At 61.1% G+C, this 21,074-nt stretch carries 22 protein-coding genes; 12 read left to right on the top strand and 10 right to left on the bottom strand.

Features of this window, described 5'->3' with window-relative positions; translation table 11 throughout:
• Positions 1 to 7 precede the first annotated feature (7 nt).
• Positions 8 to 1,189, top strand: a complete 1,182-nt coding sequence (locus ACYZUD_RS15685; RefSeq protein WP_462024808.1) for a CaiB/BaiF CoA transferase family protein — start codon at positions 8 to 10, stop codon at positions 1,187 to 1,189.
• Positions 1,190 to 1,309: 120 nt separating this feature from the next.
• Here the strand turns inward: ACYZUD_RS15685 and ACYZUD_RS15680 are convergent, their stop codons facing one another.
• Positions 1,310 to 1,804 (bottom strand): SprT family zinc-dependent metalloprotease, encoded by a 495-nt coding sequence (locus ACYZUD_RS15680; RefSeq protein ID WP_462024807.1) that lies wholly within the window; start codon positions 1,802 to 1,804, stop codon positions 1,310 to 1,312.
• A gap of 172 nt (positions 1,805 to 1,976) precedes the next feature.
• Positions 1,977 to 2,579, bottom strand: a complete 603-nt coding sequence (locus ACYZUD_RS15675) for a Yip1 family protein (RefSeq protein WP_462024806.1) — start codon at positions 2,577 to 2,579, stop codon at positions 1,977 to 1,979.
• A gap of 372 nt (positions 2,580 to 2,951) precedes the next feature.
• Between ACYZUD_RS15675 and ttcA the strand changes: the two genes are divergently transcribed.
• Both ttcA and ACYZUD_RS15665 read left to right on the top strand, forming a co-directional pair.
• Positions 2,952 to 3,776, top strand: a complete 825-nt coding sequence (gene ttcA / locus ACYZUD_RS15670) for a tRNA 2-thiocytidine(32) synthetase TtcA (protein ID WP_462024805.1) — start codon at positions 2,952 to 2,954, stop codon at positions 3,774 to 3,776.
• A gap of 91 nt (positions 3,777 to 3,867) precedes the next feature.
• Complete coding sequence (locus ACYZUD_RS15665) at positions 3,868 to 4,542, top strand: DNA-3-methyladenine glycosylase I (RefSeq protein WP_462024804.1); 675 nt, start codon at positions 3,868 to 3,870, stop codon at positions 4,540 to 4,542.
• An 88-nt stretch (positions 4,543 to 4,630) separates the two neighbouring features.
• Here ACYZUD_RS15665 and ACYZUD_RS15660 read toward each other — a convergent pair whose 3' ends face one another.
• From ACYZUD_RS15660 to arsC, 3 genes are read right to left on the bottom strand one after another with little or no spacing between them, the layout of a single operon-like run.
• Positions 4,631 to 5,056, bottom strand: a complete 426-nt coding sequence (locus ACYZUD_RS15660) for a DUF2069 domain-containing protein (protein ID WP_462024803.1) — start codon at positions 5,054 to 5,056, stop codon at positions 4,631 to 4,633.
• Position 5,057: 1 nt separating this feature from the next.
• Positions 5,058 to 5,654, bottom strand: a complete 597-nt coding sequence (gene wrbA, locus ACYZUD_RS15655) for an NAD(P)H:quinone oxidoreductase (protein ID WP_462024802.1) — start codon at positions 5,652 to 5,654, stop codon at positions 5,058 to 5,060.
• Complete coding sequence (arsC, locus tag ACYZUD_RS15650; RefSeq protein WP_462024801.1) at positions 5,651 to 6,004, bottom strand: arsenate reductase (glutaredoxin); 354 nt, start codon at positions 6,002 to 6,004, stop codon at positions 5,651 to 5,653. The genes wrbA and arsC overlap by 4 nt, the downstream gene beginning before the upstream one ends.
• A 114-nt stretch (positions 6,005 to 6,118) precedes the next feature.
• Between arsC and ACYZUD_RS15645 the strand changes: the two genes are divergently transcribed.
• Complete coding sequence (locus tag ACYZUD_RS15645) at positions 6,119 to 6,586, top strand: TlpA disulfide reductase family protein (protein ID WP_462024800.1); 468 nt, start codon at positions 6,119 to 6,121, stop codon at positions 6,584 to 6,586.
• Between the two features lie 112 nt (positions 6,587 to 6,698).
• On the opposite strand, the gene ACYZUD_RS15640 is transcribed toward ACYZUD_RS15645, so the two are convergent.
• Together ACYZUD_RS15640 and ACYZUD_RS15635 are read right to left on the bottom strand one after the other, a co-directional pair.
• Entirely contained in the window at positions 6,699 to 7,103 is a 405-nt protein-coding gene (locus ACYZUD_RS15640; RefSeq protein WP_462024799.1) for an META domain-containing protein, read from the bottom strand.
• On the bottom strand, positions 7,103 to 7,537 hold the full coding sequence (locus ACYZUD_RS15635; protein ID WP_054054862.1) for a hypothetical protein: 435 nt from the start codon (positions 7,535 to 7,537) through the stop codon (positions 7,103 to 7,105). Before ACYZUD_RS15635 ends, ACYZUD_RS15640 begins: the two co-directional genes overlap by 1 nt.
• 133 nt (positions 7,538 to 7,670) lie before the next feature.
• Between ACYZUD_RS15635 and ACYZUD_RS15630 the strand changes: the two genes are divergently transcribed.
• Complete coding sequence (locus ACYZUD_RS15630; RefSeq protein WP_462024798.1) at positions 7,671 to 8,036, top strand: hypothetical protein; 366 nt, start codon at positions 7,671 to 7,673, stop codon at positions 8,034 to 8,036.
• Positions 8,037 to 8,041: 5 nt separating this feature from the next.
• Here the strand turns inward: ACYZUD_RS15630 and ACYZUD_RS15625 are convergent, their stop codons facing one another.
• The gene (locus ACYZUD_RS15625) at positions 8,042 to 9,031 is read right to left on the bottom strand and encodes a 2-hydroxyacid dehydrogenase (protein WP_462024797.1); all 990 of its coding nucleotides are present in this window, start codon (positions 9,029 to 9,031) and stop codon (positions 8,042 to 8,044) included.
• A gap of 207 nt (positions 9,032 to 9,238) precedes the next feature.
• On the bottom strand, positions 9,239 to 12,028 hold the full coding sequence (locus ACYZUD_RS15620) for a response regulator (RefSeq protein ID WP_462024796.1): 2,790 nt from the start codon (positions 12,026 to 12,028) through the stop codon (positions 9,239 to 9,241).
• 213 nt (positions 12,029 to 12,241) lie between these two features.
• Here ACYZUD_RS15620 and ACYZUD_RS15615 point away from each other — a divergent pair, with 213 nt between their 5' ends.
• From ACYZUD_RS15615 to ACYZUD_RS15585, 7 genes are all read left to right on the top strand, one after another.
• Positions 12,242 to 12,964: a response regulator transcription factor gene (locus ACYZUD_RS15615; RefSeq protein WP_462024795.1), complete on the top strand. Its 723-nt coding sequence runs from the start codon at positions 12,242 to 12,244 to the stop codon at positions 12,962 to 12,964.
• The gene (locus ACYZUD_RS15610) at positions 12,951 to 14,375 is read left to right on the top strand and encodes a histidine kinase sensor domain-containing protein (RefSeq protein ID WP_462024794.1); all 1,425 of its coding nucleotides are present in this window, start codon (positions 12,951 to 12,953) and stop codon (positions 14,373 to 14,375) included. The genes ACYZUD_RS15615 and ACYZUD_RS15610 overlap by 14 nt, the downstream gene beginning before the upstream one ends.
• Positions 14,376 to 14,541: 166 nt before the next feature.
• Positions 14,542 to 15,444 carry a cysteine synthase CysM gene (gene cysM / locus ACYZUD_RS15605; protein ID WP_462024793.1) on the top strand — a complete coding sequence of 301 codons (903 nt, stop codon included), beginning with the start codon at positions 14,542 to 14,544 and terminating at the stop codon, positions 15,442 to 15,444.
• Positions 15,444 to 16,796: a 23S rRNA (uracil(1939)-C(5))-methyltransferase RlmD gene (gene rlmD, locus ACYZUD_RS15600; protein ID WP_462024792.1), complete on the top strand. Its 1,353-nt coding sequence runs from the start codon at positions 15,444 to 15,446 to the stop codon at positions 16,794 to 16,796. The genes cysM and rlmD overlap by 1 nt, the downstream gene beginning before the upstream one ends.
• Positions 16,797 to 16,919: 123 nt before the next feature.
• The gene (gene relA, locus ACYZUD_RS15595) at positions 16,920 to 19,163 is read left to right on the top strand and encodes a GTP diphosphokinase (RefSeq protein ID WP_462024791.1); all 2,244 of its coding nucleotides are present in this window, start codon (positions 16,920 to 16,922) and stop codon (positions 19,161 to 19,163) included.
• Positions 19,164 to 19,299: 136 nt separating this feature from the next.
• A complete protein-coding gene (gene mazG / locus ACYZUD_RS15590) occupies positions 19,300 to 20,133 on the top strand; it encodes a nucleoside triphosphate pyrophosphohydrolase (RefSeq protein ID WP_462024790.1) in 834 nt (277 codons plus the stop codon).
• Positions 20,134 to 20,161: 28 nt separating this feature from the next.
• A complete protein-coding gene (locus tag ACYZUD_RS15585) occupies positions 20,162 to 20,704 on the top strand; it encodes a DUF2058 domain-containing protein (RefSeq protein ID WP_007899055.1) in 543 nt (180 codons plus the stop codon).
• Between the two features lie 68 nt (positions 20,705 to 20,772).
• Here the strand turns inward: ACYZUD_RS15585 and ACYZUD_RS15580 are convergent, their stop codons facing one another.
• A complete protein-coding gene (locus tag ACYZUD_RS15580) occupies positions 20,773 to 20,961 on the bottom strand; it encodes a hypothetical protein (RefSeq protein WP_462004470.1) in 189 nt (62 codons plus the stop codon).
• Between the last annotated feature and the right edge of the window lie 113 nt (positions 20,962 to 21,074).

Below are 21,074 nucleotides of genomic sequence, written 5' to 3'. Positions count from 1 at the left end.
AACACCCATGCTCGGTCCACTGGCATCACTCAAGGTTCTGGATTTTTCGACACTGTTGCCGGGGCCGTTCGCCTCGTTGTTGCTGGCGGACATGGGGGCCGAAGTGTTGCGCATCGAATCGCCGACCCGCATGGACCTGCTGCGGGTGCTGCCGCCTCACGATCAGGGGGTGTCGGCCAGCCACGCGTACCTCAATCGCAACAAGCGCAGCCTGGCGCTGGACCTCAAACAACCTGAGGCGCTGGAGGTGATCAAGCAGTTGCTGCAGGACTACGACATCGTCCTGGAGCAGTTTCGCCCCGGCGTCATGGAGCGGCTGGGCCTGGGGTACGAGGCCTTGAAAGCGATCAATCCGAAGCTGATTTATGTGTCGATCACCGGTTATGGCCAGACCGGCCCCTACAAGGACCGCGCCGGCCACGACATCAATTACCTGGCGCTGGCGGGGTTGGCGAGCTACACCGGCCATGCCGCCAGCGGGCCGTTGCCGTTGGGCATGCAGGTGGCGGATGTCGCCGGTGGTTCGTTGCACGGGGTGATCGGGCTGCTGGCGGCGGTAATCGCCCGGCAGCAGACGGGGCAGGGGCAACACCTTGATGTGAGCATGACCGATTGCGTGTTCAGCCTGAACGCCATGGCTGGCGCAGGGTATCTGGCCTGTGGAGAGGAACCGGGCAGGGAGCAGCAGATGCTCAACGGCGGCAGCTTCTACGACTATTACCGTTCCCGCGATGGGCGCTGGTTATCGGTGGGCAGTCTGGAACCGGCGTTCATGAAACAGTTGTGTACGGCGTTGGGGCTGGAGGAGCTGGCGAGCCTCGGTTTGTCACCGAAACCGGCGCAGCAAAAGAAGCTCAAGGAGGCGCTGACAATCGAATTCGAGAAACATGACTTTGCCGAGTTGTGTGCACTGTTTGCCGAACTGGATGCGTGCGTGGAACCGGTGCTGAGTTTGGGCGAAGCGGTGCAACACCCGCAGTTGAAGGCGCGGCAATTGGTAACTGAGGTGCCACGTGGCGATGGAACGAGCCAGGCGCAGATGGCGTGCCCGTTGAAATTCTCTGATGGCTTGCCTGAACCGCGACATATCGGTGCGGCGCTGGGTGAGCATACCGATCAGGTGTTGGGGGAGTTGGGGTATAGCTCCGAGAGGATAGAAGCGTTGCGCACTGCCAAGATCGTTATGTAGTGATTGTTCGGCCGCCTTCGCGAGCAAGCCCGCTCCCACACTGGATCTATGCCACACCGAAGATCCCCTGTGGGAGCGAGCCTGCTCGCGATGAGGCCAGAACAAACACCACAAATCCAATTACTCGACCCGCATCTCCCCACTGAACACCAACGTACTCCGACACCGCCGGCACACATACCGCCGTCCCTGCCGCACCAGACCATGACGTTGCGCCGAAAACGGGAAATCGCTCTCGGCGCACGGGCATTTGTAGATGTAGCGGGTCACGCTTCGGCGCTTGACGTCATAGGTGTGGCAGCGATTGGGCGGCAATTCGTACACGCCGCGCATGATCAGTTGCCACTCTTCGCCATGGGGCTGAATGCGGTCGCCGAACAATTGATGGGCGATCAGGTGGGCGACTTCGTGGGCCACCGTCTGCTTGAGGAAATCTTCGGTGTTTTCCCGGTACAGCTGCGGATTGAAGCGCAGCAGGTTCTCGTGCAGATGCGCGACACCGGCTTTTTGGCCGCGCAGCTTGAGGCTCACCACGGGGCGCTTGAACGTTCGTTTGAAAAAGGATTCGGCTTGCTGGTAACAGTCTTCGACGCGGGTATTGAGTTGCTCGGGCATGCTTGATGGATCTCCAGAGACGTCGAGTATGCCGCAACCCTCGGGACTTGCGAATCGCCGAGGCGCCGAATGGTCATCGCGATGCTCTATCCTGGAGCTCTCTGTCCTGAACATTAGAAGGCCGCCTTGCGGCGGCCTGTATTGGCAGATCTTGTTTTTGGGTGGTGTGTTGCTAATTCGTATAGACCGGCCCCACGCCGAGTCCCCAGACAATCACCGTGAACGCCATGATGGCCACCAGCACCACCAGGCCTACGGCAAGCACCGAACTTGAAAACAGGAATCCCTCGTCTGATGGAATGTTCATGAACGTTGGTAGCCCCACATACAGCAGGTACACCGTGTAGCAGATGGCCGCGGTGCCGACGATCATCCCCAGCCACATGTGCGGGTACAGCGCCGCCAGGCCGCCGATGAACAGCGGGGTCGCGGTATAGGTCGCAAACGCAACGCAACGGGACAGGCTCGGGTTGGCGTCATAGGTACGGGCCATCCAGTGGATGAACGCGCCCATGACCGCAACGCCGCCGAGCATCGCCAGGTACGACATGATCGTCATCCATAGCGCACTCTCTACCGTCAGCATCACCGGCGCTCGATTGCCGATGACCCAGCCGACCTGCGTGGTGCCGATAAACGCCGACACCGCCGGGATCGCCGCCAGAATCAGGGTGTGGGTGAGATACATGTGGCTGATGCTTTCCTCCTGATCGCCACGAATCTCTTTCCATTCTTGGTCAGGGTGGGTGAAGAGCCCCACTACGTGATGGATCATGCCAGTCACTCCTCTTGTTTTTACCGTCGCCCCCCAGTGGAGCGCCTACGGGCCAAAGTGGCCGAGTAAGGAAAGGTCTGGATATGTGTGCGACCTTATGTCGCAGTATAGAAAGGTCTTACCCGCGCCGGTACGAGGGGCTTAGAGCAAATCGCGCTGTAAACACATCTGTTAATCGCCGCAGGGTCTGTCACCAACAATCCCTGTGGGAGCGAGCCTGCTCGCGATGGCGGTGTGTCAGTCAGCATCAATGCAACCTGTCACACCGCCATCGCGAGCAGGCTCGCTCCCACAGGGGATGGTGGGCACTTCGCCCCTGATGGGTTTTTGCGTAAAATGCCGGCCTTTCGTCACACCTCACGGATTCGCGTCATGGGCACTCTTACGGTCAACCAGAACAAACTGCAAAAGCGCCTTCGCCGCCAGGCCGGTGAGGCTATTGCCGATTTCAACATGATTGAAGACGGCGACAAGGTCATGGTCTGCCTGTCCGGTGGTAAAGACAGCTACACCATGCTCGACGTGCTGATGCACTTGCAGAAGGTTGCGCCGATCAAGTTCGAGATCGTGGCCGTGAACATGGACCAGAAGCAGCCGGGTTTCCCCGAGCACGTGTTGCCGGCCTACCTCAAGGCACTGGGCATCGAGTACCACATCGTCGAGAAAGACACTTATTCGGTGGTCAAGGAGCTGATTCCGGAAGGCAAGACCACCTGCTCGCTATGCTCGCGCCTGCGTCGCGGCACGCTTTACACCTTTGCCGACGAAATCGGTGCGACCAAAATGGCCCTCGGTCACCACCGTGACGACATCGTCGAGACCTTCTTCCTCAACATGTTCTTCAACGGTTCGCTCAAGGCCATGCCGCCGAAGCTGCGGGCCGACGATGGTCGCAACGTGGTCATCCGTCCGCTGGCCTACTGCAACGAAAAAGACATCCAGGCCTACTCGGACCTCAAGCAATTTCCGATCATCCCGTGCAACCTCTGCGGCTCCCAGGAAAACCTGCAACGCCAGGTGGTCAAGGACATGCTTCAGGAGTGGGAACGCAAGACGCCGGGCCGTACCGAAAGCATTTTCCGCAGCTTGCAGAACGTGATCCCGTCGCAACTGGCGGACCGCAACCTGTTCGATTTCACCAACTTGCGTATCGATGAAACCGCCATGTCGCGGTTCGTCAACGTAGTGAACCTCTGATCAACATTGTGGGAGCGACCTGTGGCGAGGGGCAAGCCCCCTCGCCACAGGTCGCTCCCACAGGTTTTTGTTTTATTCCTCAGGAGAGGGCATGCGCGATTACAAGTGGCTGCACGAGTACTGTCTGAACCGCTTCGGTTCGGCGGCTGAACTGGAAGCCCATCTGCCCGTTCCCAAGACCCCCGCGCAATTGCGCAAGATCAGCGACGACCGCTACCTCTCGACCATGGCGTTGCGGGTATTTCGCGCCGGGCTCAAGCACAGTCTGGTGGACGCGAAATGGCCGGCGTTCGAAGAAGTGTTCTTCAAGTTCGACCCGGAAAAAGTTGTGCTGATGAGCGCCGAACACCTTGAACGCTTGATGCAGGACGCCCGGATCATCCGCCATCTGGGCAAGCTCAAGAGCGTGCCGCGCAATGCGCAGTTCGTGCTTGATGTGGCCCATGAGAAGGGCAGTTTTGGTGCGTTGATCGCCGATTGGCCGGTGACCGATATCGTCGGGCTGTGGACCTGCCTGAAAAAACGCGGTCATCAATTGGGCGGGTTGTCGGCGCCGCGATTCTTGCGGATGGTCGGCAAGGACACCTTCGTGCCGAGCTATGACGTGGTGGCGGCGTTGAATGCGCAGAAGATCGTCGACAAGGTGCCGACCAGTCTGCGGGACCTGGCCACTGTGCAGGGCGTGTTCAACCAATGGCATGAAGAGAGTGGCGGGCGGCCGATGAGCCAGATTTCGATGATGCTGGCTTACACCGTGAATCATTAACACCGAGTCGCGCCCATCGCGAGCAGGCTCGCTCCCACAGGGTTCACGCCGTCCTTGTGGGAGAGAGCCTGCTCGCGATAGCGGTGTGTCAGGCGGCGGAAATCTCGCCTTCACCCGCCAACTTGCGATTCAACTGAAACCGCCACCGCACATACAACAGCGCCGAGCAGAACACCGCCAGGCTCGCGCCCATTTCCAGCAGACCGAACAACTGCCGGTTCGGGTCATACGCGGCCAGTGCGCCCTTGATGAAATACAGGTTCACCACGAAGCACATCCACGAATGCCCGCGCGCACTGCCGACAATCATCCCCGGTGCCAGCAACAGCAGCGGCACCAGTTCGATCAGCAGAATCACCCACGGACGCGCGCCGTGCAGGTCGGCGACCATCAGGTAGTAGCCGCAAAGCAGCCCGACCAAACCGAAAAAACACAGCAGGCTGATGACGCGCATCGCCCGTACCCGGGGTTCGAGCCACTCGATGGAGGGCAGGATTTTCGGCTTCTTGGCCACGTTAGCTCTCCAGCTTCTGAGCAGTTTTGGCCAGGCGCAGGCCCAAGGCCCGGCACAGCGCCACTTCGTGCTCATTCAAACCGCTTTTGCCATCGGCACCGGCGTGGTGGCTGGCGCCGTAAGGCGTGCCACCGCCACGGGTTTCCAGCAAGGCCGATTCGCTGTAAGGCAGGCCAGTAATCAACATGCCGTGGTGCAGCAGCGGCAACATCATCGACAGCAGCGTGGTTTCCTGACCGCCGTGCAGGCTCGCGGTGGAGGTGAACACGCCAGCCGGTTTGCCCACCAGCGCGCCGGTCAGCCACAGGTTGCTGGTGCCGTCGAGGAAGTACTTGAGCGGCGCCGCCATGTTGCCAAACCGGGTCGGGCTGCCCATGGCCAGGCCTGAGCAGTTTTTCAGGTCGTCGAGGCTGGCGTACAGCGCGCCTTCGTCGGGGATGTCCGGCGACACGGCTTCACACTCGGTGGAAATCGCCGGCACCGTGCGCAACCGGGCTTCAAGGCCGGCCTGCTCGACACCCCGGGCAATCTGCCGGGCCATTTCATTGGTCGAGCCGCTGCGGCTGTAATACAGAACCAGAATGTACGGTGCGCTCACGGCAGCAACTCCAGCACATTCTCCGGTGGACGGCCGATGATGGCTTTGTCGCCGACTTCGAGAATCGGTCGTTCCATGAGTTTCGGGTGGGCGGCGATGGCGGCGATCAATTGCGCCTCGCTCAGGCTGGCGTCGGCCAGGTTGAGGGTTTTGTACTCGTCTTCACCGGTGCGCAGCAGTTGCCGGGCGCTGATGCCGAGTTTGCCCAGCAGGCTCTGGATTTGTGCGGCGTCCAGCGGGGTCTCCAGGTAGCGGACCACGGTCGGGGTCAGGCCACGGGCTTCCAGCAGTTCGAGCGCACCGCGGGATTTCGAGCAGCGCGGGTTGTGATAAAGCGTCAGATCGGTCATGTGCGGGTCGCATCTTGCGTAAGGTGGCGGCTATTCTAACTGTGCAGCGCGTAATCCAGAACCTTGGGAGGCAATGGGTCGCGGCAGTATTCTTTTTTCGACAAGGATCACGACATGACAAGGCGATTGGCAGCGGCATTGGCGATCATCGGAACGCTACTGCTGGGGGGCTGCGGCAACGACTATGGCATCGACCAGAACGGTCATAAAGTCGCTGCCGAACGTCTGGACAAACAATGGCTGGTGCTCAACTACTGGGCCGAATGGTGCGGCCCGTGCCGTACCGAGATCCCGGAATTGAACGCCCTGGCCGATCAACTCAAGGACAAGAAGATTGGCGTGTTCGGGGTCAACTTCGACAATGTGCAGGGCGAAGAGCTGAAAAGCGCCAGTGAGAAACTGGGGATCAAGTTCGCCGTGCTGGCTCAGGATCCGGCGGATCTTTTCGAATTGCCGCGCAGTGAGGCATTGCCGGTGACTTACATCATCGATAACAAGGGTAAGGTGCGGGAACAGCTGATGGGCGAGCAGACGGCGGCGGGAGTGATGGCGAAGCTTGAGGCGTTGCAGGCCAGGAACTAAAAGCAAAAGATCGCAGCCTCGCCAAGGCTCGACAGCGCCTACATGGATTGCCGAACACCCTGTAGGAGCTGTCGAGCCTTGGCGAGGCTGCGATCTTTTCGGGGATCGATGATCAACCCTCTTCAAGCCACCAACGCAGCGGCTTGCCTTCGGCCGGCCAGAAGCGCATCTGGTCGATCGGGGAGACGTCCCAGCGCTGAACGTTTTCCAGGGCTTGCAGGAAACGCTTTTCCTGTTCCATCAACGCCGGCGCGCAGAGTTTGCGGGTGCTGCCGACCTTGCCGAAACTCAACTTGTCGCCTTCCAGGCTGTACGGCGCGAACCAGTGGTTGCAGCCGCCGTTGCCGTAGGCCCGACCGTCTTCACCGAGGGTGACGGTCAGGTGGCTGTAATCCATCAACGGACGTTCGCCGATCCACTCCAGAATGTAGCTGCGGTTCTGCTGCAGTTGCACCGGCTCGGCAGCGCAGCCCAACAGGCCGGCGCCAACCATTGCGGTCAGGGCAAGGCGTTTCATCACGCAGGCTCCTGGCATTTCGGGCACAGGTGCTTCTCGCCAGCGGTGGTCCAGCCCAACTCGGCGATCCGCGCAGTGGCGGCAGGTTTTTCGGCCTTGTTGCCCAGTTTTGCGTCGACCGCGAACTCGAAGCTCAGCTCTTTGGCGCAGCTGTCGCAGTTCACTTTCCAGGTGTGGATCGCCAGTTCGCCGAATACCGGGCCACTGGCTACCGCGACCCATTGGCCAGGCGGGTTGATCAGGTGGCGAACCGTTTCGACGGTCAGGCGCATGGACAAGTCCTTGCTGCCTTTAAGGGTCACGACCAGCACGTCGTTATTACGAATCGAGCCGCCGTTGCCGGTGACTTGATAACGCCCCGGCACAAGGGCGCGGCATTCGGTGAGGGTGTGTTGCGGGTTCATCAGGCTGTAGCGGAAATCGTGTTCGACCATGGGTCCTCCAAATATGCGCGGTATGCTATCACGGGCCAGCACGCAGCATGGCGCGGGCAGATGACCTTCGATCTGGTTCAAATGCCCCTCGGACTCATGGCAAACTGCCGCTTTGCATCTCTAAGGAACGGAAATGGCGTTGATCGAATGTTATGAATGCAAGCAACGCATCAGCTCTTCGGCGCCTGCTTGCATTCATTGCGGTGCACCTGCGATGGCGGTGCAGGCGGCCACGGAGGCGCCGGTGTCTTTCGGGCGTTTACCGACGGATCAGAACGTCCCCCGGGTTACGCCCGCCGCTTTCGGGCGCAAGCCCAAGGCCGGGGTTGAGGTCGAGCCGGCGGCAGGACCGCGTCAGGTCGAGCTCTGGCTGAAGATCATGGTGTTTTTGCTGCCACCGTTTTTTGTCTGGTTCCTGCTACGTCGCGGGCATTCCCTGCAGCAGCGCTTGATCGGCTTCGGCTGGCTGGCCCTGATGATCGCGTTGTCCAAGGCCTGAGCCCGTCAACCTTCAACCAGATTCTGTGACTGCCCGGCCGCCCAGGCTGCAATGTTCTGCAACGTCGTCGCGGCAATCGCACCCAGGGCTTCCCGGGTCAGGAAGGCCTGGTGCGCGGTGACGATCACGTTCGGAAAGGTCAGCAGCCGTGCCAGCACATCGTCCTGCAGCGGCAGGTCGGAACGGTCCTCGAAGAACAACTGCGCCTCCTCCTCATACACATCCAGTCCCAGGTAACCCAGTTGGCCGTCCTTCAATGCGTCGATCAGCGCCGGCGTGTCCACCAGACCACCGCGTCCGGTGTTGATCAACATCGCACCGGGTTGCATGTGCGCCAGTGACTCTCTGTTGATCAAGTGTTTGCTCTGCTCGTTGAGCGGGCAGTGCAGGCTGATGATCTGCGACTCGGCCAACAGTTGCGGCAAGCTCAAATAACGAGCGCCGAGGGCTTCGACCTGAGGATTCGGAAAAGGGTCGTAGGCCAGCAACCGGCAGCCAAAACCGTTCATGATTTTGGCGAAGGTGGCGCCGATCTGCCCGGTGCCCACCACGCCGACGGTCTTGCCCACCAGGTCAAAACCGGTCAGCCCGTGCAGGCTGAAATCCCCTTCGCGGGTGCGGTTGTAGGCGCGGTGCAGACGGCGATTGAGCGCCAGGATCAGCGCTACCGCATGTTCGGCCACGGCGTGCGGCGAGTAGGCCGGAACCCGCACGATCGACAACCCCAGCAGCTTCGCCGCCGCCAGGTCGACATGGTTGTAACCGGCCGAGCGCAGGGCGATCAGGCGTGTACCGCCGGCGGCCAGGCGTTCGAGCACGGGGGCACTGAGATCATCATTGATGAAGGCGCAGACCACCTCGTGATGTTCAGCCAGCGCCACCGTATCGAGGCTCAGTCGCGCCGATTGAAAGTGCAGTTCGATACCGGCGGGCAGGTCGGCGCTCAGAAAACTGTCGCGGTCGTAGGTCTGGCTGCTGAAAAGAATCGTGCGCATGGCGTCCTCCTGGATATTTCACGTGTCCTGTGCAACGCCGTTCCACTGTGGGAGCGAGCCTGCTCGCGAAGAGGGAGTGTCAGCCGCCATCACTAGTGCCTGACACGCCGCTTTCGCGAGCAGGCTCGCTCCCACAGTGGAACGGCGCCGCACCGGACAGGGGCTGATGAGCTTAGCGGAATGGGTGTCCGGCGCCATTGCGCTGCATCAGGCGTTTATACGGGCATGGGCCGCCAGGCGATTGATGGCCCGGTCGAGCTCTTCGAGGGCGCTGTAGGCTTTCGGGTCCAGTTGTTTGAGCAGGGTTTCACTGCGCTGGCAAGCGGCGCGCAGTTGCGGTACGCCGCAATAACGGGTCGCCCCATGCAGGCGATGGACGCGTTCGATCAGGGCGTTCTGGTCATTGGTTTCCCGGGCGCTGCGGATCGCTTCGCGGTCGGCTTCAAGAGACGCCAGGAGCATCGCCAGCATGTCCGCCGCCAGATCCGCCTTGCCGGCGGCCAGGCGCAAGCCTTCTTCGTGATCGAGCACCTGCAATTCATGGCCGCCGCCGTGGCTTTCGCTGGAACGCTCCGGCCCCTGATTGCGCAGCGCCAGGCCAGTCCACTTCAACACCACCTGCGCCAGTTGCCGCTCGCTGATCGGTTTGGTCAGGTAGTCGTCCATCCCGCTCTGCAGCAGCGCGCGTTTTTCGTTGGCCATGGCGTGGGCGGTAAGGGCCACGATCGGCAGCGGTGTGCAATGCCGTTCGCTTTCCCACTGGCGAATCGTTTCGGTGCTTTGGCGTCCGTCCATGCCCGGCATTTGCACGTCCATCAGCACCAGGTCGAAGGTTTCGGTCTGCACCGCTTTGACCGCGGCGTAACCGCTTTCGACGGCGAGCACCTTGGCGCCCATGTCTTCGAGCAGGGTTTGCACCAGCAGCAGGTTGGCCGGGTTGTCGTCGACGCACAGCACTTTCGGCGCACGGCTCGATACCGGCTCGCCGGGCTCACTGCGCTGCTGGCGCGGGTTGACCAGATCGGACAACGCCCGACGCAGCTTGCGGGTGCAGGCCGGTTTGGCCTGGAGCTGGCTGTGCGGGTTGGGCACCGAGAGGTGGAAAAGCGTCTGTTCGGTGGTCGGGCACAGCACCAGAACTTTGCAACCCAGGTGTTCGAGGTCCCAGATGTGCTGATTGAGGCGCTCAGGCGGCATGTCGTTGCTGGTGATGCCGAGCACCGCCAGATCGATCGCCTTATCGGTCTGATGGGCGCCGGTCACGCCATTGGCCAGGCTTTCCAGGGTATTGAACGGCGTCACTTCGAGGCCGCAGTCTTCCAGTTGATGCTGCAAGGCCTGGCGCGCCAGTTCGTGGTTTTCCAGCACCGCCACGCGGCGCCCGAGCAGCGGCGGGCCGGGCAGGTCCTCGGCGTCGTCGCGGGTCTTGGGCAGGCTCAGGCTGATCCAGAATTCCGAGCCTTCGCCCGGCGTACTGTCGACGCCGATCTCGCCGCCCATCTGTTCGATCAAGCGCTTGGAAATCACCAGCCCCAGGCCGGTGCCGCCGGGTTGCCGGGACAGTGAGTTGTCGGCCTGGCTGAACGCCTGGAACAGCGCGCGCACGTCCTGGTTCGACAGGCCGATGCCCGTGTCCTGAATGCTGATGCGCAGTTGCACGCTGTCTTCATGTTCTTCTTCGAGCATGGCCCTGGCGACGATGGTGCCTTCGCGGGTGAACTTGATCGCGTTGCTCACCAGGTTAGTGAGAATCTGCTTGAGCCGCAGCGGATCGCCCACCAGTGACAGCGGCGTGTCGCGATAAACCAGGCTCACCAGTGACAGCGGCGTGTCGCGATAAACCAGGCTCACCAGTTCCAGCTGCTTGGCGTGGGCGGCCGGGGCGAGGATGGTCAGGGTGTCCTGGAGCAAGTCCCGCAGGTTGAACGGAATATGGTCGAGCACCAGTTTGCCGGCCTCGATTTTCGAGAAATCGAGGATCTCGTTGATGATCCCCAGCAGGCTGTCGGCGGATTTTTCGATGGTGCCCAGGTAGTCGAGCTGGCGCGGGGTCAGCTCGCTTTTTTGCAGCAGGTGAGTGAAACCGAGAATGCCGTTGAGCGGCGTGCGGATCTCATGGCTCATGTTGGCCAGGAATTCGGATTTGATCCGGCTCGCCTCCAGGGCTTCCTTGCGTGCCAGGTCCAGCTCGATGTTCTGGATTTCGATGGTTTCCAGGTTCTGGCGTACGTCTTCGGTGGCCTGGTCGATGCTGTGCTGCAATTCTTCCTGCGCGTTCTGCAGGGTGCCGGCCATGCGGTTGATGCCGGACGCCAGTTCGTCCAGTTCCTGACTGCCGAGGGGCGGCAGGCGGGTTTCCAGATGACCGTCCTTGAGTTGCGCCACCGCTTGCTTGATCTGGCTCAGTGGTCGATTGATGGTCCGCCCCATGCGCAATGCCAAAAGCGCCGCACCGGCGAGGCCGGCGCCGATCAACAGCAGGCTGGCGAACAGGCTGCGATAACCGCGCAGCAGCATGCCGTTGTGGGACAGTTCGAGCTCGACCCAACCCAGCAGGCGGTCGGTTTCATCGGGAATCACGTCGCCGGCCAGGTTGCGGTGTTTACCAAACACCGGCAGCAGGTAGCGAGTCGCATCGTTGCCGCTGCGGTGCAGCATCTGCGAGCCGTTGCCCGACGGGGCCTGATTGAGCATGGTCGGCCCGGCGTGGGCCAGCAGCGTGCGGTCGGGGGCGAGGAAGGTCACCGCGCGCACGTCCGGTTGTTCCAGGGATTGGGTGGCGATGCGTTCCAGCAGCTCGTTGTTCTTGTGGCCCATGGCCGGGGCCACCAGGGGCGCCAGCTGTTCGGCGATCATTTCGCCACGCTGCATGAGTTGGGTTTGCAGGTCGGACTGCTGCGTCCAGGTAAAATAGCCGCCCAGAACCAAGGCCATCAGGCTGGTCGGCAACAGGGTCAGCAACAGCACGCGGCCTTTAATTCCCAGGTTCTTGAGCACGCATCTCTCCTGCATCCAGCCATTGAATAACCCGCGCGTACATCCGGCACGCGCCACCTGCGCAGTGTAGCGATTTGCTGGCGGGCAATCTTTCTAAAATTGATGTCGTCATTCGTCGGTCGGTTCAACGCTTTTGCGTCGTGGCAAACCTTGGGTTGCCCCTGGCGAGGCAATCTTGAATAATCGCCAACTGAGAATTATTTGCAGATACTCATGACTCCCATCCCTGTTGGCCATCCCCGAATCCTCTCCATCGAAGACGACCTGGTGCTCGGTGCCTATGTGCACGAGCATTTGGGGCGCTGTGGCTTTGAGGTGACCTGGTGCCAGGACGGTCAGGAAGGCCTGGACATTGCTCGCCAGCAAGCCTTCGATGTGGTGCTGATGGATATTCTGCTGCCGGGTCTGAACGGGCTGAACGTGCTGACTCAATTGCGCCAGAGCCATTCCACCCCGGTGGTGCTGATGTCGGCGCTGGGTGCCGAGGCGGACCGCATCAGCGGCTTCCGCCTCGGTGCCGATGATTACTTGCCCAAACCGTTCAGCATGGTCGAGTTGCGGGTGCGCATCGAAGCGATCCTGCGGCGGGTGGCGCTCGACCGTCGGCCGGCACCGGCGCCGCTTGTCCCTTCGGCGGACAGCCTGCGTTTCGACGATGAACGCTGTGAGGTTTTTTATGGTGAGCACGCCGCCGGGCTGACCCGCAGCGAGTATCGGCTGCTGGACACGCTGAACCGCAACGGCGATGAAGTGCTGAGCAAAGCCTTCCTTTATCAGCATGTGCTGCAACGGGGTTACGCGCTCCATGACCGCAGCCTGGACATGCACATCAGCCAGATCCGCCGCAAACTCAAGGCCATCGGCTACACCGAGCGGGAAGTGCGCACGGTATGGGGCAAGGGTTACGTATTGAGTGGCGCCGATGAAAGTGTCTGACCTGCCGGGCCGGCATTCACTGTTCTGGAAACTGGCCTGTCTGTTGGTGGCGTTCTGTCTGCTGATGATCTGGCTGAGCTGGTCCTGGGGCCGCTACATGGAAGAGCAGAACCAGTTCCTGTCGGATGAGGCCCGAGGCACCCTGACGGGCTACGCCGCCGAGGCCGAGCAGGCCTGGCATCAGCGCCAGCGTGCTGGCGTCGATAGCTGGTTGCAGAGCATGCACGAGCGCGAAGCGGGCTGGGTGGGTGTCATTGGCGGTGACCTACAGTCGTTGAGCAGTCAATCGCTGACGGAAAAGGAAATCCAGCGCCTGACGTTTCTGCGCGGCCTGGATTGGCCCATCCACAAGAAAGGCCTGCCGTGGCTGCGGGTGCCGTTTCCCGGTGACCCGTCCGCCGGCAGCCTGGTGATCGAATTGCCCCAGCGGCTCCTGCCGGGACGCTACCGGGTGTTCTGGCGCGTGATCACCAACGGCGTCATTCCCGGACTGTTCACCTTGTTGCTGTGCGTCGGCCTGTATCGAATGCTGGTGGTGCCGTTGAACAGCCTGCGCGAACAAGCCAACGCCTGGCGCGCCGATCAACTGGGCGTGCGGTTGTCGAGTCATACGACCAGCCGTTCCGATGAATTGGGTGAGCTGGGCCGAGCGTTCGATCACATGGCCGAACGCCTGCAGAGCACGGTAGCCCTGCAACAACAATTGCTGCGCGACTTGTCCCACGAACTGCGCACACCGTTGAGCCGTCTGCGGGTGGCCAGTGAGAGCGAGGAGGGGCTGGCGCAATTGCGCGAGCGCATTGGCCGGGAGGTCGATGGCATGCAGCGTCTGGTGGAGGACACGTTGCAACTGGCCTGGCTCGACACCGAGCGCTCGCCGTTGCCCGATGAAGCGATCCAGATTCAGGCGCTGTGGGAAATGCTCACGGAAAATGCCTGCTATGAAAGTGGCTGCCCGGTTGGCCAGTTGCAATGTGCACTGGATTCGTCCTGCTGGGTGCGTGGCAACCTCAATACCCTGGCCCAGGCGCTGGAAAACATTCTGCGCAATGCCATTCGTCATTCACCGCTGGGCGGCGTGGTGCGTCTGGATGGACGGCGCGATGGCGATTTCTGGCACCTGTGGCTAGACGATCAGGGGGGCGGGGTGGCTGAGGTCGATCTTGAGCGGATCTTCTCGCCGTTCATTCGTCTCGACGGTTCGCGGCCGGGGAATGGCGGGTTCGGGTTGGGATTGAGCATTGCCAGGAATGCGGTGCAGCGGCAGGGCGGGAGGCTTTGGGCTGAGAACACCGGGCAGGGGCTGCGACTGAATATTCGGCTATTGGCTGAAGTCGATGGCGTCAGTGCCGACGCAATCGCGAGCAGGCTCGCTCCCACATTGGAACGGCTCCAACCAAAAAAAGTGTGAGCAGCGCGGACCCTGTGGGCGCGAGCCTGCTCGCGAAGAGGCCCTCCCAGTCACCACAAAACCTCCCTTATTCCCATATGCCATAAGCACCGCACTTTGCGTGATATGGCCTGCGAACGTTTGCCGGTATGATAGGCGCCCCCGCAGTCTGGATTGCGAATACGCCATGACCTTGCAGTACCCAACCATCGCCGATTGCGTCGGCAACACTCCGCTGGTCCGTTTGCAGCGCCTGCCTGGCGCCACCAGCAACACCCTTCTGCTCAAGCTCGAAGGGAATAACCCGGCGGGTTCGGTCAAGGACCGGCCGGCGCTGTCGATGATCACCCGCGCCGAGTTGCGCGGGCAGATCCACGTTGGCGATACGCTGATCGAAGCGACCTCGGGCAACACCGGGATCGCCCTGGCGATGGCCGCCGCGATCAAGGGTTACAAGATGATCCTGATCATGCCGGACAACTCCAGCGCCGAACGTAAAGCTGCCATGACGGCTTACGGCGCCGAGCTGATTCTGGTCACCCAGGAAGAAGGCATGGAAGGCGCTCGCGACCTCGCCCAGCGAATGGAAGCCGAAGGCCGTGGCAAGGTGCTGGATCAGTTCGCCAACGGGGACAACCCCGAGGCGCACTACACCACCACCGGCCCGGAAATCTGGCGCCAGACCGAGGGCACCATCACCCACTTCGTCAGCTCCATGGGCACCACCGGTACCATCATGGGCGTCTCGCGCTACTTGAAAGAGCAGAACGACAACGTGCAGATCATCGGTCTGCAACCGATGGAAGGCTCGGCGATTCCGGGCATCCGTCGCTGGCCGCAGGAATACCTGCCGAAGATCTACCAGGCCGATCGCGTGGACCGGATCGTCGACATGGCCCAAAGCGAAGCCGAAGACGTGACCCGTCGTCTGGCCCGCGAAGAAGGCATCTTCTGTGGCGTGTCCTCGGGCGGTGCCGTGGCGGCGATGCTGCGCCTGTCCCAGGAAGTTGAAAACGCGGTGATCGTCGCGATCATTTGCGACCGTGGCGACCGTTACCTGTCGACCGGCATTTTCGACGCGCCCAACTGATGGCCAAGCAAGAGAGAGGCCTGCGCTTCCAGCCCACGGGCGGCAGCAAGGCCCCGCAAATTCCGACCGGCAAAAAGCAACGCTTGAGCATCGAGCGCCTGGCCAATGACGGTCGCGGTATCGCGTTTTTCGAAGGTCGTACCTGGTTCGTCATCGGCGCATTGGCCGGTGAGGAGATCGAGGCGCGCGTGCTGGGCGCCCACGGCAAAGTGGTCGAGGCGCGCACCGAGCGGGTGTTCCAGGCCAGCGAGCTGCGTCGTCCTGCGCCGTGCCCGCATGCTGGCCGCTGCGGCGGTTGCAGCGTGCAACATCTGCCTCACCACGAACAACTCGCCCTGAAACAGCGCATGCTCGCCGAGCAATTGTTCAAGGTCGCGGGTGTCGAACCCGAAGAATGGGCCGCGCCGTTGAGTGGTCCGGAATTCGGTTACCGTCGTCGCGCCCGGGTGGCGGTGCGCTGGGACATGAAGGCGAAAAAACTCGAAGTCGGTTTCCGCGCGGCGGGCAGTCAGGACATCGTTGCGATCAACGAATGCCCGGTGCTGGTACAGCTCTTGCAGCCGATCATGACTCGCTTGCCGGAAATGCTTCGACGCTTGAGCAAGCCTCAGGCGTTGGGGCATGTGGAATTGTTCAGCGGCACGTCACTGGCCGTTTTGCTGCGGCACATGGCGCCGTTGTCCGATGCCGACATGACGATCCTCAAGGATTTCTGCGCGTTCCATGAAGCCCAGTTGTGGCTGCACGGTGACGGCGAGCCATATCCGGTCGATGCCGATCAGTCCTTGGGCTATCGCCTGGAACAGTGGGATTTGAATCTGGCATACCGGCCCGGAGATTTCATTCAGGTCAATGCCGGGGTCAACGAAGCGATGGTCGCCCAGGCACTGGACTGGTTGAAGCCGGCGGCGGATGAGCGGGTTCTGGATCTATTCTGTGGTTTGGGTAACTTTGCGTTGCCGCTGGCCAAAGCCGTTCGCGAAGTGGTGGCGGTCGAAGGTGTGCAGGCGATGGTCGAGCGGGCAGCCGCGAACGCCGCTAGCAACAATCTGCATAACGCGAAGTTTTTTCAGGCCGATTTATCCCAGCCTTTGACCGATGCCGAATGGGCGCGCGAAGGCTTTTGTGCGGTACTCTTGGACCCACCGCGTGACGGTGCTTACGAGGTCGTGCGCAAGCTCAAGGCCCTGGGCGCCGAACGGCTGGTGTATGTGTCGTGCAACCCTGCAACTCTGGCGCGCGACACGGTCGAATTGATCAAGCAGGGCTACCGGTTAAAACGTGCCGGGATTCTCGATATGTTTCCTCAGACGGCACATGTCGAGGCCATGGCGTTATTTGAAGCGAGCTAGGAAGGCTCGTCTGGTCCGACTGGCCCGCCCGTGCAGCCGCGCACCAGCCCTGACGTGTGCGCACGGGCAACGAAGGTCAGCGATTTGACGCATTGAATCTGCGTCGTAGGGAAGGTAAGCAAGATGGTACAGGTGAGAGCACACCAGCCGATCAACACCGACGGCAGTATCAATCTCGAGGCTTGGCTCGATCACGCGGTCAGTGTCGATCTGGCACTGGATCGCGAAGCCTTGAAGGACGCGTGCGAGTTCGCTCGCACGTCTGAACAACAGGCCAATGCGGCGAAGAATCTATGGTCCGAAGGGACCTCGAGTTTCCGTACGGGCCTTGAGATCGCCGAGATTCTCGCCGACCTCAAACTCGATCAGGATTCGTTGGTTGCAGCGGTCCTGTACCGCGGCGTGCGCGAAGGCCAGATCGAACTGCCGACGGTCAGCCAGCGCTTCGGTCCGGTGGTCGCCAAACTCATCGACGGCGTACTGCGCATGGCGGCGATCAGCGCCAGCCTGAGCCCCCGTCAATCCCTGGTGCTGGGCACTCAGGGCCAGGTTGAAAACCTGCGCAAGATGCTCGTGGCCATGGTCGACGACGTCCGCGTCGCGCTGATCAAACTGGCCGAGCGCACCTGCGCGATCCGTGCGGTGAAAACCGCCGACGACGAGAAGCGCAACCGCGTTGCCCGTGAAGTCTTCGACATTTATGCACCGCTGGCTCACCGTCTCGGTATCGGGCACATCAAGTGGGAACTGGAGGATTTGTCCTTCCGTTACCTCGAGCCCGATCAGTACAAACAGATCGCCAAGTTGCTCCACGAGCGGCGTCTGGATCGCGAGCGCTTCATCGCCGACGTGATGAGCCAGCTCAAGAACGAATTGCAGGCCACGGGTGTCGATGCCGACATCAGCGGTCGGGCCAAACACATCTATTCGATCTGGCGCAAAATGCAGCGCAAGGGTCTGGAGTTCAGCCAGATCTACGACGTGCGCGCCGTTCGTGTGCTGGTGCCGGAAATGCGCGATTGCTACACCGCGCTCGGCATCGTCCACACCTTGTGGCGGCACATCCCGAAAGAGTTCGACGACTACATCGCCAACCCCAAGGAGAACGGCTACCGCTCGCTGCACACCGCGGTGATCGGCCCCGAGGGCAAGGTGCTGGAAGTACAGATCCGCACCCACGCGATGCACGAAGAAGCGGAGCTGGGCGTTTGCGCGCACTGGCGCTACAAGGGCACCGACGTCAAATCCGGCTCCAACCACTACGAAGAGAAAATCTCCTGGCTGCGTCAGGTCCTCGAGTGGCATGAAGAGCTGGGCGACATCGGAGGCCTGGCGGAACAGCTGCGGGTCGATATCGAGCCGGACCGGGTCTACATTTTCACCCCGGACGGTCACGCCATCGACTTGCCGAAGGGCGCGACGCCGTTGGACTTCGCCTACCGCGTGCACACCGAAATCGGTCACAACTGCCGCGGCGCCAAGATCAACGGGCGCATCGTGCCGCTCAACTACAGCCTGCAAACCGGTGAGCAGGTCGAGATCATCACCAGCAAGCACGGCACCCCGAGCCGCGACTGGCTGAACTCGAACCTGGGTTACGTCACCACCTCGCGTGCGCGGGCGAAGATCGTTCACTGGTTCAAATTGCAGGCGCGCGATCAAAACGTCGCGGCCGGTAAAACCCTGCTCGAACGCGAACTCAACCGCCTCGGTCTGCCAGCGGTCGATTTCGACAAACTGGCCGAAAAGGCCAACATGAAGACCGCCGAGGACATGTTCGCCGCACTCGGTGCCGGCGATTTGCGCCTGGCGCAACTGGTGAACCTGGCGCAGCAACTGGTCGAGCCGGAACGTGGCAACGAACAGCTGGAACTGATCCCGCGCAAAGCCACCGGCTACAAACCGGGCAAGCGTGGCGACATTCAGATCCAGGGCGTCGGCAACCTGATGACCCAGATGGCCGGCTGCTGCCAGCCGCTGCCGGGGGATGCGATCGTCGGTTACATCACCCAGGGCCGCGGCGTGAGCATCCACCGTCAGGACTGCGCTTCGGTGTTGCAACTGGGCGGCCGCGAGCCGGAGCGGATCATCCAGGTCAGCTGGGGCCCGGTGCCGGTGCTCACCTACCCGGTGGACATCATCATCCGTGCCTACGACCGGTCCGGTTTGCTGCGTGACGTTTCGCAAGTGCTGCTCAACGAGCGGATCAACGTGCTGGCGGTCAACACCCGCTCGAACAAAGAGGACAACACCGCGTTGATGTCCCTGACCATCGAGATTCCGGGGCTGGATGCACTGGGTCGGTTGCTGGGGCGCATTTCCCAGTTGCCGAACATCATCGAAACCCGGCGTAACCGGACGCCGTAAGCGGTGATCGGTCCCCTGTAGGAGCTGCCGAAGGCTGCGATCTTTTGATCTTGCTCTTGAAAGTCAAAAGATCGCAGCCTTCGGCAGCTCCTACAGGGATGTGATTTGTCTGATGCACCGCTAACCGAGAAGATTGATGTATTCACTTGAAGACTTGCTGCACCTGATGAACCGCCTGCGCGACCCGCAGTTCGGTTGCCCGTGGGACATCAAGCAAACTTACGCCACCATCGTCCCGCATACCCTCGAGGAAGCCTACGAAGTCGCCGACGCCATTGAGCGTGGTGACTTCGATCACTTGCTGGGTGAGTTGGGGGATTTGCTGTTCCAGGTGGTTTATTACAGCCAGCTGGCCCGGGAAGAAGGGCGCTTCGAATTCGATGGCGTGGTCGACAGCATTACCCGCAAGTTGATCCGTCGTCATCCTCACGTGTTCCCCACCGGTGATCTGTACGCGCCGCTGGATGTTCCGCGCCTGAGTGAAGAGCAGGTCAAGCAGCGATGGGAAGAGATCAAGGCTGAAGAGCGCGCCGAGAAATCTGCCGCACCCGAGCAGTTGTCCTTGCTCGATGATGTGCCCGCCGCGCTGCCTGCGTTGTCCCGTTCGGCCAAGTTGCAGAAGCGTGCAGGGCAGGTCGGCTTCGATTGGCCGGACGCCTTGCCGGTGCTGGACAAGGTCCGCGAAGAACTCGACGAAGTGCTCGAAGCCATGGCCGACAATGACCCGGCAGCGATTGCCGATGAAGTCGGTGACCTGCTGTTTTCCGTGGTCAATCTGGCACGGCACCTCAAGGTCGATCCGGAAACCGCGCTGCGTGGCGCTAACAGCAAGTTTGAAAGACGCTTCCGTTTTATCGAACAGGCATTGCGCGACACCCACCGTCCCATGGAAGATTGCACCCTCGAAGAGTTGGACGCCTTGTGGGGCGAAGCCAAACGTCAGGAAAAGAATTTGCCCAGCTGCGGTTGAGCAGTTGCCTAAGTGAGAAATAAGCACCATGAGCATTTCCCTTCGCGACCAGTTGCTCAAAGCAGGGCTGGTCAACCAAAAGCAGGCCAAACAGGTCGGCAAAGAAAAGCAGAAACAGCAGCGTCTGGCCCACAAAGGCCAGATCGAACTCGACGACTCGCAGCAGCGCGCCGCCCAGGAAGCCATGGCCGAAAAGGTCAAGCGCGACCAGGAACTGAACCGTCAGCAGCAGGAGAAGGCCGAGGCGAAGGCTCGCGCCGCCCAGGTCAAGCAATTGATCGAAGTCTCGCGTCTGCCGAAGCTGACCACCGAGGATTACTACAACTTCGTCGACGACAAGAAGGTCAAGCGCATCTCCGTCAACACCCTGATGCGCAACAAGCTCAGCAGCGGTTCGCTGGCCATCGTGCACCATGCCGGCGGCTACGAAGTGATCCCGCGTGAAGCGGCCCTGAAGATCCAGGAGCGCGATCCGCAGCGCATCGTGCAGTTGAACGTGAAGACCGAAGAGGTCAGTGCCGAAGACGATCCGTACGCGGCCTATCAGATCCCTGATGATCTGATGTGGTAAGCCGTTAGGCTTCAACAACGACAAACCCCGCTCATGGCGGGGTTTGTCGTTTTCAATGCTGTGATTGCTTATGCAGATCGGAGCTCTCGTTGCTGCTCCAGTTTTTCCAGTTCGGCCTTGTAGCTGTGGGCGTCGGTCTCGGAGTGAAACATCCCCACCAGCATGTCTTGTTGGTGCACGTCCCAAATCCGGATACCGGCGGCTACGCCTTCGTGGGACATATGTGAATCGTCGCGTTCAGTTACTTTTACAGTCATCTGCTAGCTCCAATCTCTGTTATCTGCAGCAAGGCGTGTGCAGGACTCCGTTATATGTTTGGTTAGCCTGCTAAGTAAACGACAAAGTTGGATAACGGATTTTTGCAAAACTG

Source organism: Pseudomonas sp. XS1P51, from assembly GCF_054897845.1.
This window is presented reverse-complemented; position numbering and strand designations above follow the sequence as displayed.